Origin of the sequence: Brevundimonas sp., from assembly GCF_032017145.1 — a bacterium.
In the GTDB taxonomy this organism is placed as follows: domain Bacteria; phylum Pseudomonadota; class Alphaproteobacteria; order Caulobacterales; family Caulobacteraceae; genus Brevundimonas.
Map to the genome: position 1 here is coordinate 1 of NZ_DALZQC010000091.1, position 12766 is coordinate 12766.

Sequence of the window (12766 nt, forward strand, 5' to 3'; positions counted from 1 at the left end):
GCCCCCCGGCCGTCCGCGCCGCAGCGGCGCACGGGCCGAGACGGCGGCGGTCAGACGAGACAGGGGCGAGGCGCGCTTGGACATGGACAGGCGAACGGTATAGCTGGCCGCGCGTTCCGCAAATGCTTGAAATCGTCGTCGGCTGGGGCCAATCAACGCCCATGACCGACCCCATCACGCCCAAGTCCGACACTGACGCCCCGACCCTGCTGACCGCCTGGAAGGCGGCGCAGGCCCGGCTGAAGACCGGCCGCATCGACAGCCCCGCCATCGACGCCCGCCTGCTGCTGGAGGCCGCCGCCGGCGCCAGCCGGATGGACATCCTGACCGACCCCTATCGGCCCATCACCGCCGACCAGCTGAGCGCCTATGAGGCCATGGTCGAGCGGCGGCTGAAGCGCGAGCCCGTCTCGCGCATCGTCGGCAAGAAGGGCTTCTGGAAGATCATGCTGAACGTCACCCCCGACGTCCTCAGCCCCCGCCCCGACACCGAGACCCTGATGGACGTGGCCATGCTGGCCTTCGCCAAGACCGAGGCCTTCGACGCCATCGACCTGGGCACCGGATCGGGCGCGATCCTGTTGGCGCTTCTGGCCGAGCGGCCGGCCGCGCGCGGGGTCGGCACCGACATCTCGTCCGAGGCCCTGGCGGTGGCCAAGGAGAACGCCGCCAACCTGGACCTGAACGAGCGCGCGACCTTCCTGCGCACCGAATGGGCTGCGGGCTTCGGCGACGCCAGCTTCGACCTGGTGCTGTCCAACCCGCCCTATATCCCGACCGACCATATCGCGACCCTGGACCCGGAGGTCCGCGACCACGACCCGCACCTGGCCCTGGACGGCGGCCCCGACGGCCTGCAGGCTTACCGCGACCTGGCGCCCGAGGTGAAACGCATCCTGAAACCGCTGGGCGTTTTCGCCGTCGAGATCGGCTTCGATCAGGGCCCGCAGGTCAAGGCGCTGTTCGAGGCCGCCGGCTTCACCGACGTCAAGATCATCAAGGACCTGGGCGACCGCGACCGCGTCGTCACCAACGGCCCGGACCCGCGCACCAATCCGATCCCGCAGGACTGACCGACTTCAGACGGTCGGCGGACAAGAACAGCGTCTGAATAGTGTACATCGTCTAAATCCTCCCTCCACCGCTGTGGCGTGCGCCCGATGCGGACGCGCGAGGACAGGATCGCACGGTTTGAGACTGTGGGCAGGAGGATCGCCGGAGGATGACGAAAGCTAATCTTCCATCGGCGGTCGCCAGTTCGGATCGTTCACCGGATACCAGTCCTCGGCCAGATCCCGCCATTCCGGGTTCTCCGCCTCGATCAGCTTCAGCTTCCAGTCCCGCAGCCACTTCTTGATCCGCTTCTCGCGCGCGATGGCCTCCACCACCCAGGCGTGCCGCTCGAACCAGACCAGCCGCGTGCATCCATGCGCGGCTGAGAAGCCGTCGAACGCGCCGCTGCGATGCTTCCAGACCCGCGCCTCCAGGTTCGCCGTCATGCCGATATATAGCGTGCCGTTGCGCCCGCTGGCCATGATGTAGGTCGCGATGAACGTCCGATGCGTCGGCATGGACACAACCTAGGCCATACGCCCTCTTTCGTCATCCACGTCCCCCTCCCTTTCGTCATCCTCCGGCGAGCGGAGCGAGACCGGGGGACCCAGCGGCGCGCGTGAGCGCGACCCTGTCGCGGACGAGGTGTTCAAGATCGTGCGGCGGAAAGATTTCGCCTGACGGCGCCGCTGGGTCCCCCGGTCTGCGCCGCGAAGACGCGGCTTGCCGGAGGATGACGAAAGAAAAAGCCCGCATGGAAACCATGCGGGCCAAAGTCAAATCCCAGCTACGATTTTAGCGAACTGGATGGACGATGCTTCCAAATAGGCGCGAAGCTCGTTGTCATTCGCCGGAGGCGCATCTTTGAAGCGCCTCTCATGGAGGACATCATTTGCCCTTCCACAATTCACCCCGACAAGTCGCGCGCTCACGTCTTGGACTATGCCCTTCGACATCAACGCTTTCAGCATCGCAGCTTGGTCGCACTACAGCGGCCCAGACCGCTGCTCCTTCAGGTAGTCATCAGTTACTTCCTGTAACAAGACGTGGCCTTGACCTGCAGGAAGCCGGAAGCGCCGTCGGGACTCAAAGTTCCACGAACGTTCTGTTGAACAGGGCTGTTCTGTGGACGCCTCAATGCACCCGCATCTTCCCGATCTCCAACCCGCCCTCGCCCGCTGTCACCGCGATCACCCCGCCGTCCTCGATCTCGCCGGCCAGGAGTTTGCGCGCGATCGGATCGACCAGGTCCTTCTGGATGACGCGTTTCAGCGGCCGCGCGCCATAGGCCGGGTCGTAGCCGCGGTCGGCGAGCCAGGCCAGGGCGCTGTCGTCCAGGTCCAGGGTCAGGCGGCGGTCGGCGAGCAGCTTCTCGAACCGTGACAGCTGGATGCGGACGATGCCGCCCATCTGGTCGCGGCCCAGGCGGTGGAACAGGATGATCTCGTCGATCCGGTTCAAGAACTCGGGCCGGAAGTGGGCGCGGACGGCCTCCATGACGAAGGGGCGCACGGCCTCGACATCATCCCCGTCGCCCTGATCGGCCAAATACTGGCTGCCCAGGTTGGAAGTCATGATGATCAGGGTGTTCCTGAAATCGATGGTTCTCCCTTGCCCGTCCGTCAGGCGGCCGTCGTCCAGCACCTGGAGCAGGACGTTGAAGACGTCGGGGTGGGCCTTTTCGACTTCGTCGAACAGGACGACCTGATAGGGGCGACGACGCACGGCCTCGGTCAGGGCGCCGCCCTCGTCATAGCCGACATAGCCGGGAGGGGCGCCGATCAGGCGGGAGACGCTGTGTTTCTCCATATATTCCGACATATCCAGGCGGGTGATGGCCGCCTCGTCGTCGAACAGGAAGTCGGCCAGGGCCTTGGTCAGTTCGGTCTTGCCCACGCCGGTCGGGCCCAGGAACAGGAAGCTGCCCAGCGGACGGTTTGGGTCGTTCAGGCCGGCGCGGGCGCGGCGAACGGCGTCGGAGACGGCGGCCAGCGCCTCGTCCTGACCCACCACACGACCGCCGAGCGCGGTCTCCATGGTCAGCAGTTTTTCGCGTTCGCCCTCCAGCATCTTGTCGACGGGCACGCCGGTCCAGCGGCTGACGACGGCGGCGATCTGTTCGGCGTCGACGACCTCGGGCGTCAGGGGGCCCACACGACCTGAGGCGCCGCTGGTTTCCTCGGCCTCGGCGTCTTCAAGTTGCTTTTCGATCTGGGGGATCTGGCCGTAGGCGACCTCTGACGCACGGCCCAGGTCGCCGGCGCGCTGGGCGTTGGCGAGTTCCAGGCGCAGACGATCCAGGGTTTCGCGCAGCTGGGCGCCTTGGCCCACCTTGTCCTTTTCGGCCTTCCACTGGGTGGTCAGGTCGTCGGACTGGCCTTCCAGATCGGCGATCTCGTCCTCCAGCTTTTCCAGACGATGCTGGGACGCCGTGTCGGTTTCCTTCTTCAGGGCCTCGCGTTCGATCTTGAGCTGGACCAGGCGGCGGTCGATCTCGTCCAGGGCCTCGGGCTTGGAATCGACGGCCATGCGCACCCGGCTGGCGGCCTCGTCGATCAGGTCGATGGCCTTGTCCGGCAGAAAGCGGTCGGTGATGTAGCGGTTCGACAGGGTGGCGGCGGCGACGATGGCGCTGTCGGAAATACGCACCCCGTGGTGGACCTCATACTTCTCCTTCAGGCCGCGCAGGATCGACACCGTATCCTCCACCGTCGGTTCGGCGACGAAGACCGGCTGGAAGCGGCGAGCGAGCGCGGCGTCCTTTTCGACGTGCTTGCGGTATTCATCCAGGGTCGTGGCCCCGACGCAGTGCAGTTCGCCGCGCGCCAGGGCGGGTTTGAGCAGGTTGGACGCATCCATCGCCCCGTCGCCCTTTCCGGCGCCGACCAGGGTGTGCATCTCGTCGATGAACAGGATGATCCCGCCCTCGGCCGCCGAGACCTCGGACAGGACGGTTTTCAGCCGCTCCTCGAACTCGCCGCGATACTTCGCGCCCGCGATCAAACTGCCCATGTCCAGGGCCATGACGGTCTTGTCGCGCAGGGATTCCGGCACGTCGCCGTTGACGATGCGCAGGGCCAGACCCTCGACGATGGCGGTCTTGCCGACGCCGGGTTCGCCGATCAGGACGGGGTTGTTCTTGGTGCGACGGGCCAGGACCTGGATGGTGCGGCGGATCTCTTCGTCGCGGCCGATGACCGGGTCGATCTTGCCGTCGCGGGCGGCCAGGGTCAGGTCGCGGGCGTAGCGTTTCAGGGCGTCGTAGCCGTCCTCGGCGCCCGCGCTGTCGGCGGTCTTGCCCTTCCTCACCTCGGCGATGGCGGCTTCCAGCTTGTCAGCGGTGACGCCCGAAGCCTTCAGCACCTCGGCGGCGACCCCGCCTTCCTTGGCCAGCGCGGCCAGCAGGCGTTCGGTGGTGACGAAGGCGTCGCCGGCGGCCTTGGACGCCTCCTCGGCGGCGGCGAAGACGCGCGCGGTGTCGCCGTCCAGATAGAGCTGGCCCGAGCCGCCGGTGACCTGGGCGCGCTTCTTCAACGCGGTTTCGACATCGGCCTCGGCGCGGCGAGCGTCGCCGCCGGCGGCCGTGATCAGATTGCGCGCCAATCCCCGGTTATTTGGACCGTCGCGTTCCTCCAGCAGCACCTTGAGCAGATGCTCGGGCGCGAACTGCTGGTGACGGCGGGCGAGCGCCAGCGACTGGGCCGACTGGACGGCCTGTTTGGCGCGGTCGGAATAGAGTTCGAGATTCATAACGGTCCCCTCATCAGGCGGATTTCCGCCCGCGACGCCCTTTCAGGAAGCGACGACGCGGGTCTGTGAAACCGAGATGGTGTGGCGAATGAGGCACACAAGGGGTCGGCGGACGGAGATTTTCGCCCGCCCGCGCGGGGGGCTCAGCCGCCCGACGGGCCGGTCGAGAAGTCGAACTGTTCGGGCTGGCGACGCTGGCCGCCGCCGAAGTTCCAGGTCAGGCCGACATAGAAGGCGCGCAGCCTGATCTTCTGCTCGTTCCGCTCGCTGAACAGCGGCGTGTCATAGACGGTCGTGTTGTTGAACGAGTTGAACAGGTCTCGGCCGGTGAAGTTGAACGACAGGGTGTCGCTGAGCTTTCTGCGATAGCCCAGATTGACCATGCCGCCGGCCTCGCGCGTGCCCTGGGCCAACAGGCTGTCGCCCTGCCAGAAGCCGCTGAGCTGGACGAAATCCTTGGCCGTCGGCTGCCAGTTCAGGCTGAGGCGGCCGCTGGCCAGGGTGGACTCGCGGTCGCCGCCGCCCGCCACGGCGCCGGCGTCGATCTCCTGACGGAAGACGTTGACGCTGGCGTTGTAGCGCAGGGTCGGGTGCAGGCGGCCGTTGGCCGTCAGCTCCAGGCCGATGTCGCGGCGCGACCCCAGGTTCTCGGGCCGGGTCAGCAGCACCCCGCCGCCGATGTCGGTCGCCACGTCGGTGAAGGCCTTGTCGGTGTCGCGCAAATAGGCGGTGGCCTGATAGAAGCTCTGGCCCTTTCGCATCTGCCACATGGCCTCGAACGAATCCGTCTCCTGCGGCTGCAGGTCGGGATTGCCCGAGCGCCGGTTCAGCGGATCCTGATAGGAGACGAAGGGGTTCAACTGGCTGGGCTGGGGCCGCTGGATGCGGCGCGAATAGCTGGCGCGCAGGGTCTGTTCGGGGTTCAGCTGATACTGCAGGTGCGCGGTCGGATAGGCGCGGAAATAGTCCTGGGACGCCGCGGCGCCGCCGGTCAGATCCTCGATCCGGATGTCGGCCTGCTCCAGACGCAGACCCAGCTGGCCGGACAGCTTCTCGCCCAGCGGCCGCTCATAGGTGGTGTAGAGGGCGTGGACGGTCTGGCGCGCCTCGAACCGATTGTTCAGGGCCGGAACCGGGACCACCGCCGCCTCGGACGGGCCGCGCAGGAAGTCGGTGCGCTGTTCCGGGCGCTGGTCGTTCAGCTCATAGCCCAGGCGCAGCTTGCCGCCGGTCGACAGCGGACGGGTATAGGCGCTGGTGAAGCCCCAGTTGACCTGATCGGTGGCGTTGGCCGTGCGTTCGTACAGCGCCGGACCGGCCGGGATCAGATAGTCGGTGACGGCCAGGCCCGAGCTGTCGTTGCTGTTCTTGTCATAGCGCAGCTCGTTGGACCATTCGTGGCCCGCGTCGTCGAAGCGGCGCAGCACGCGGGCGGTGGCGCCCCAGTTGGCGAAGTTGAAGTCCGAGGCGCCGTCGCGGCGATAGGCGCTGGTCACCGCCCCATTGGCGTCGCGCGTCTCGAACAGGCCGCCGCCCGTGCCGCTTCCGTCGAAGGCGACGCCGCGCAGTTCGCCGGTCAGCTGGGTCTTGTCGTCCAGCTTGTATTCGGCGGTCAGGCGGCCGAAGGCGCCGTTCTGCTCGGAGGTGATGTCCTGGTCCATCCGCGTGGTCGAAACCGTGGCGCCGGTGATCGGATCGCGCTGGTCCCGCTGGCGCAGGATGGTGATGTCTGTGGGATCGGCGCGGTAGCTGAAGTCGCCCGACAGGGTCAGACGGTCCTTCTGATACGAACCGCTGAGGCCGGTGTTCCAGCGGCCGTTGTCGCCGACATTGACCCGCAGCGAGCCGGTAGTCTGGGTTCCCGGCTTGGGAGCCGTGGGCTTGGTGATCAGATTGATGACCCCGCCCGAACCCTCGGGGCTGTAGGCGGCGGAAGGGTTGGTCATCACCTCGATGCGCGCATACTGGCTGGCGGGCAACTGGATCAACGCCTGGCCGCGACCGGGGCCGGTCAGTATGCCGGACGGGCGGCCGTCGACCAGGATGGTGACATTGGCGTCGCCGCGCAGGGAGACATTGCCCTCCGGGTCCACATCGACCGAGGGCACGTTGCGGAGCGCGTCGGCCAGGCTGCCGGTCGTGGCCTGCAGGTCGTTGGCCAGACTGTAGCTGACGGAATCGATGGAGGTGCGCACGTCGGCGGCGCGGGCGTTGACCACCACCTCGCCGACGCTGGCGGGCTGCTGTTGCTGCGGCGGTTCGGCCGTCTGAGTGCGCGGCGCGGGCGTCTGCGCCGTCGTCGCCGGGGTCTGGGCGGCCGGCTGGCTCGTCGTCGCCGGCGGCGGGGTCTGCGAGGCGGTCTGGGACGAATTCTGGGATTGAGCCAGAGCGGCGCCGGGCAGGGCGACGGCGGCCGCACCCAGCATGAGAACGAGTTTGGAAGAAGTCATGCCCCGGCGATCCTGAAAGAGTGCGCAGGCGTCTGTTTGCGCCCGTCGATAAGCCTGACTATCCACGTCACTTTGAATCGCAAAGTTACATCTTCTTCATCGAGACGGCGCGGTTGTGGCCAAGCTTGGGAACCGTCAGCGTCGCCATACGCTTTGGCCCGATGCTGACCACAAAGATGAACCCCCGCGTGTTCTGGGGCGCCAGCGCCATCGCAGGCGCCCTGCTGCTGATGACGCTGGTGGCGCCCAATACCTCCGACCTGATCTTCGGCCGGGCCCAGGCCTGGGTGATCGACACCTTCGGCTGGTTCTACGTCGCGGCCGTGGCGGGTTTCCTGGGCGCCGTGGTTTGGCTGGCGGTCGGGCCGACCGGGCGGCTGAAGCTGGGGCCGGACGACGCCGAGCCGGACTTCCCCTATCTGTCGTGGCTGGCCATGCTGTTCGCGGCGGGCATGGGCATCGGCCTGATGTATTTCGCCGTCGCCGAGCCGGTGCAGCACTATATCGCCCCGCCCGACGAGGCGCCCGGCACGGTCAAGGCCGCGCGCGAGGCCATGGTCATCACCTTCACCCACTGGGGCGTCCACGCCTGGGCCATCTATGCGGTGGTGGGCCTCAGCCTGGCCTATTTCGCGCACCGCAAGGGCCTGCCCCTGACCATGCGGTCGGGCCTGTTCCCCCTGTTGGGCAGGCGTATCAACGGGCCGATCGGCGACGCGGTCGACATCTTCGCCATCTGCGGCACCCTGTTCGGCATCGCCACCTCGCTGGGGCTGGGCGTGGCCCAGATGGCGGCGGGCCTGAACTATGTCTTCGGCATTCCCAATACGGTGCTGATCCAGGTCGGACTGATCGTGGCGGTGATGGGGATTGCGACCCTGTCGGTGCTGTCGGGCGTGGAGAAGGGCGTGCGCCGACTGTCGGAGCTGAACCTGATCCTGGCGGTCTGTCTGATGCTGTTCGTCCTGTTCGCGGGGCCGACCCTGTTCCTGCTGCGGGCCTTGGTGCAGAACTTCGGCCTGTATCTGGATCACTTCTTCCAGCGCACCTTCACCCTCTACGCCTATGAGCCGCGCGCCTGGATGGCGGACTGGACGCTGTTCTACTGGGCCTGGTGGATCGCCTGGTCGCCGTTCGTGGGCATGTTCATCGCCCGCATCTCGCGCGGGCGCACGGTGCGCGAGTTCGTGGTCGGGGTGCTGCTGGTGCCGACCGGCTTCACCTTCCTGTGGATGACGGTCTTCGGCAATACGGCCATGGCCTATGACATGGGCCAGGCGGCGGGCGCGATTTCCCAGGCGGTGCAGGCGGATCTGTCCACGGCCATGTTCCACTTCTTCGAACAGCTGCCGGGGACCCTGTTCACCTCGACCCTGGCGATCCTGCTGGTGGGGGTCTTCTTCGTGACCTCGGCCGATTCCGGCTCGCTCGTGATCGACACCCTGGCCTCGGGCGGGGCGGACGACACCCCACGCTGGCAACGGATCTACTGGTGCGTCATGCAGGGGGCGGCGGCGGCCCTGCTGCTGCTGGCCGGCGGCCTGGGGGCCTTGCAGGCCGCGACCCTGGTGGCCGCCCTGCCCTTCTGCATCATCATGATCCTGTTGGTCTTCGGCCTGTTCCGCCAGATGAACGCCGACCTGAAGGGCGAGACCCTGACCACCGAGGCCGCGCCCCTGTCGCAACAGCTGAAGCGCATCATGACGCCGGCCAGCCGCAGCGACATCCTCAAGGAGATCGAACGCCAGGGCCTGCCCGCGCTGGAGACGGTGTACGCCGCCCTGGGCGCCGAGGATTCCGACGCCGAGATCGGTCGCGACGACGCCGCCGCCTGGCTGACGATCCGCCACGCCGACCGGGTGTTCATGTATCGGCTGGGCGCCCGATCCCGCGCCCGTCCCGCCATCACCCAGCGCGACGCCCCCGTCGGCCGCCGTCCTCTGGAATGGCGCCTGACCGCCCAGACCGGCGCCGGCGAACGCCCCCACGACATCACCGGCTTCACCCAGAGCCAGATCGTCGCCGACGTCCTGGAAAAGCTGCAGGGCTGGCGACTGGCGTAAGCCGACATGGGGCGCTAGCGTCGCGGGGTCTTCGTCGGAGTTCGCCATGTCCATTCGCCTTTCGCGCCGGTCCCTGTTCGCTTCGGGAGGCGCCGCAGCCCTGGCGGCGCAGCCGGCGTTCGCCCGGGCGGGGGTTCAGACATCGGCAGCGAACGACGATGTCGCGCTGGCGCAGGCGGTGGACGCCTATGTGGCGAAATGCATGGCGGCCTGGCCCGATCAGCCGGCCCTGGGCGTCGCCGTGGTCAAGGACGGGGCGACCGTCCTGGCGCGGGGATACGGCGTCAAGGTCCAGGGCAGGCCGGCGCGGGCGGACGAGCACACCCTGTTCGCCATCGCCTCAAACACCAAGAACGTCACCGCCGCCGCCCTGGCGATCCTGGTCGACGAGGGCAAGGTGAAGTGGGACGAACCCGTCAAAACCTATCTGCCCGACTTCAAACTGTCGGACCCCTATATCGGCGAACATATCACGGTGCGCGACACCCTCAGCCACCGGGCCGGGTTCGGCCTGGGCGCCGGCGATCTGCTGTTCTGGCCCAACTCGGACCGCACCCGCGCCGAGGTGGTGGCCCAGGCCGCCTTCGTGCCGATCGAGGACGGGTTCCGCGCGCGCTATCACTACTGCAACCTGATGTTCGTCGTCGCGGGCGCGGTGCTGGAGGCGGTGTCGGGCATGACGTGGGAGGCCTTCATCCAGACCCGCGTCCTGGACAAGGTCGGCATGACCGAGACGGTCCCCCTGGCGCGTCTGGCGGACGCCGGCCGCTCGGCGCTGCCCCACGCCCGCGTCGGGCCGCCGCTGCGCACCCACGGGCCGATGGTCCAGATCGCACAGTCCATCGCCGAGGTCTGGAACTGGGATGCGGCGGCGGCCGCGGGCGGGATCTGCACCACCCCGACCGACTGGGCCAAATGGATCGCCGTGCGGCTGAACGAAGGCCGGCTGCCGGACGGGTCGCGGCTGTTCTCGGAAGACGCCGCGCGCGAGATGTATCGGCCCAACATCATCGTCGGATCGTCGCCGGGGCCGACGGCGGAACTGCCGAACCGGGCCATCGCCTCGACCTACGCCATGGGTCTGCAGGTCCAGGACTATCGCGGCGAGCGGATCGCCAGCCACGGCGGCGGATCGCCCGGCGGGATTTCGGCGACTGTGCTGATCCCCGGCCGCAAGACCGGCTTCTGCATATTCTCCAATGCGGAGGAGAGCTTCCTGCTGCGCGCTCTGCGCTCGGGGATTTCCGACCTCTGCATGGGCAAGGGGGACGTCGACTGGATCGCCGATTCCAAAAAGCTGGAAGAGGAGGGCGAGGCCAAGTCCCAGGCCGCCGCCGTCGAGATCGACGCCAAGCAGCGCGCCGGCGCCCCGCCCGCCATGCCGCTGGACGCCTACGCCGGAACCTGGCGCGACCCCTGGTACGGCGACATCGTCATCGAACCGCGCACCCAGGGCCGGGGCCGCGACCGAAAGAGCGGCCTGTGGCTGCGCTTCACCCACACGCCTGCGCTTCAGGGCTGGCTGGAGCCGTACGACGGCGAGACCTTCCGCACCCGTTTCCCCGACAAGCGCGAAGAGGACGCCTTCGTCACCTTCGCCATCCAGACGGCCCGTCCCGCGACGGCGACGATGAAGGGCGTCAGCCCCGACATCGACTTCAGCTACGACTATCAGGACCTGCGTCTGACGCGGGTGTGACGCGGGCCTGAGGGTCGCCGGGCGGCCCTGTGACCCACGGTCGCAAAGCCGGAACGGGGCCGGGGTCCGGGCGCTGTCTTCCCATCAATCCGAAGGGAGACCGTCATGTCCAAGACCCAGAACCCCCGCGCGCTCGACCGCGACGAAGCGCAGATGGTGGACCAGTCCAAGGCCCTGACCGACCACGGACCGGCCGAGCTGCGCGACCTGATCGGCCGGCTGCGGGCGCGCCGCGACCGGGTGCAGCGTCAGATCCGAACCCGGGTTCGCGACGGCCGCGACGGGCCGGATACGGGCGCGCGCGACAAGAAGGCGATCCTGACCGAAGCCATCGCCCGCGTCGCCGACGAAATGGCGGCGCGCAAGGACGGCCGATCCGCGACGGCCAATCTGCGCCAGGCCGTGGCGCGCAAGGCCGAGACGCCCCGCTGGACCGGGCCTGACGACCGCACCGCCGACACTGGCCCGGCCGAGACGCCCAACACCAAGATCGCCCCCTCCGGCGCCCTTCACGCCGAGGGAATGCGCGCCGCCATCGCCCGCTCAACCGGGGCGCGCTGATCGGCGACGAGGCCGGCCTGAAAGGCGTTCATCACAACGGACACAGCGAAGTCACGGCGACCCCAACGGAGGCGTGCTTTGGTCCGGCAAGTTCGAAGGCCTGCGGCGGCGAAGCCGCAGACGAGGTTCAATCGACATTCAGCGAGTGGAAGTCTCAGATCGTCATTCCGGGGCTGAGCCAAGCGAAGAACCCGGAACCCAGGACTGCGGCGCCGGTGCTGGACGTAGTCGGCGCGCGGATAGCGAGCCTCCTGGGTTGGCTGCTACGCGCCGCCCTGCGGGTCCGGGTTCGTCCTATGGACGCCCCGGAATGACGATTTGGGGCTGAATGTCGATTGGCCCTAATCGACGGCTTGTGGAGACCGGCGAGCGACGCTCTTCCGGTCTCGTCGTGATCGTCGTGACTTCGCCGTGTCCGTTGTGACCAACCCCCTATGCGTTTCAGGTCCACCCCAACCGTCGAATGCTCCAGCAGCGAACTTGCGGCCCTGGGTTCCGGGGCCTTCGCTCCGCCAGCCCGGAATGACGAACCGGCAGGTCTATGGTCTATCCGAATGCACGTCAGGCGGACCTAGCGGACGATTTCCAGCAGCTCCAGCTTGGACTCCTGCTTGGGCCAGGGGATGACCAGGCGCCAGCGGTTCTGACCGATCCGCTCCAGCACGCCCAGCTGGTCGCGCTCGGCCGTCTGGCCATAACGGGGATAGTGAGCCTCGTCGCCCCAGGCCTGGGCGCCGACATAGACCAGACGACGGTCCGTGTCGGGATAGAGCAGCCCTTGTGTCCGCTGCGAGCCGGTGGTCTTGCTCAGGATCAGATCGCCGCCCGCCGTCAGCTCTACCGAGCAGGCGAACCAGGGATAGTCGACATAGGCCAGACCGCCCCCGTCGCGGCTGCCCATCTTGATCGTGCGGCAGCGATAGGTTCCCGGCGCGGGTTGAAGGCGGCCGCTCTGGCCCGCATTGGGATCGGCCAACGGCCCCAGGGCCTCGACCTGACGCGAGTATCCGCCCTTCTCGGCCTCGGCGCGGGCCAGACGCCAGGCCTGGTCCATGCGGCCGAGGTTTGAGGCGTCGTCAGGCTTGGCCACCTTTCGCCAGTCGTCGGTCCCGCCCTGCATGCCGCCGTCCGTGGACGCGGCGGGCGTGGCGGCCTGCTGCTGCGGCGTCGCCGTCGCTTCCGGCGCGGCC

General features: G+C 67.9%; 8 protein-coding genes. 4 read left to right on the forward strand and 4 right to left on the reverse strand.

Annotated features, from left to right (window positions below; all coding sequences use genetic code 11):
• Positions 1-161 precede the first annotated feature (161 nt).
• Entirely contained in the window at positions 162-1073 is a 912-nt protein-coding gene (gene prmC / locus RTU05_RS13720) for a peptide chain release factor N(5)-glutamine methyltransferase (RefSeq protein ID WP_312598921.1), read from the forward strand.
• Positions 1074-1232: 159 nt separating this feature from the next.
• Here prmC and RTU05_RS13725 read toward each other — a convergent pair whose 3' ends face one another.
• The 3 genes from RTU05_RS13725 to RTU05_RS13735 form a co-directional block, all read right to left on the reverse strand.
• Complete coding sequence (locus RTU05_RS13725; protein WP_312598922.1) at positions 1233-1571, reverse strand: GIY-YIG nuclease family protein; 339 nt, start codon at positions 1569-1571, stop codon at positions 1233-1235.
• Between the two features lie 616 nt (positions 1572-2187).
• Positions 2188-4803, reverse strand: a complete 2616-nt coding sequence (gene clpB, locus RTU05_RS13730) for an ATP-dependent chaperone ClpB (protein WP_312598923.1) — start codon at positions 4801-4803, stop codon at positions 2188-2190.
• A 143-nt stretch (positions 4804-4946) separates the two neighbouring features.
• A complete protein-coding gene (locus tag RTU05_RS13735) occupies positions 4947-7253 on the reverse strand; it encodes a TonB-dependent receptor domain-containing protein (protein WP_312598924.1) in 2307 nt (768 codons plus the stop codon).
• A gap of 161 nt (positions 7254-7414) precedes the next feature.
• On the opposite strand from RTU05_RS13735, the gene RTU05_RS13740 reads away from it, so the two are divergent.
• The 3 genes from RTU05_RS13740 to RTU05_RS13750 all read left to right on the forward strand — a co-directional run bounded on the left by RTU05_RS13740 (position 7415) and on the right by RTU05_RS13750 (position 11576).
• Positions 7415-9316, forward strand: a complete 1902-nt coding sequence (locus RTU05_RS13740; protein WP_312598925.1) for a BCCT family transporter — start codon at positions 7415-7417, stop codon at positions 9314-9316.
• Between the two features lie 46 nt (positions 9317-9362).
• Positions 9363-11015 (forward strand): serine hydrolase, encoded by a 1653-nt coding sequence (locus RTU05_RS13745; protein ID WP_312598926.1) that lies wholly within the window; start codon positions 9363-9365, stop codon positions 11013-11015.
• A 105-nt stretch (positions 11016-11120) separates the two neighbouring features.
• Complete coding sequence (locus tag RTU05_RS13750; protein ID WP_312598927.1) at positions 11121-11576, forward strand: hypothetical protein; 456 nt, start codon at positions 11121-11123, stop codon at positions 11574-11576.
• A 571-nt stretch (positions 11577-12147) separates the two neighbouring features.
• Here the strand turns inward: RTU05_RS13750 and RTU05_RS13755 are convergent.
• Positions 12148-12766: DUF4893 domain-containing protein (locus RTU05_RS13755; RefSeq protein WP_312598928.1), on the reverse strand; the 619-nt coding region annotated here is incomplete at its 5' end.

Excerpts from the sequence above, each read along its gene's own strand:
- RTU05_RS13740 (WP_312598925.1), top strand. The coding sequence starts at position 7,415 with ATGCTGACCACAAAGATGAACCCCCGCGTGTTCTGGGGCGCCAGCGCC.
- RTU05_RS13750 (WP_312598927.1), top strand. The coding sequence starts at position 11,121 with ATGTCCAAGACCCAGAACCCCCGCGCGCTCGACCGCGACGAAGCGCAG.
- clpB (WP_312598923.1), bottom strand. The coding sequence starts at position 4,803 with ATGAATCTCGAACTCTATTCCGACCGCGCCAAACAGGCCGTCCAGTCG.
- prmC (WP_312598921.1), top strand. The coding sequence starts at position 162 with ATGACCGACCCCATCACGCCCAAGTCCGACACTGACGCCCCGACCCTG.
- RTU05_RS13745 (WP_312598926.1), top strand. The coding sequence starts at position 9,363 with ATGTCCATTCGCCTTTCGCGCCGGTCCCTGTTCGCTTCGGGAGGCGCC.
- RTU05_RS13725 (WP_312598922.1), bottom strand. The coding sequence starts at position 1,571 with ATGCCGACGCATCGGACGTTCATCGCGACCTACATCATGGCCAGCGGG.
- RTU05_RS13735 (WP_312598924.1), bottom strand. The coding sequence starts at position 7,253 with ATGACTTCTTCCAAACTCGTTCTCATGCTGGGTGCGGCCGCCGTCGCC.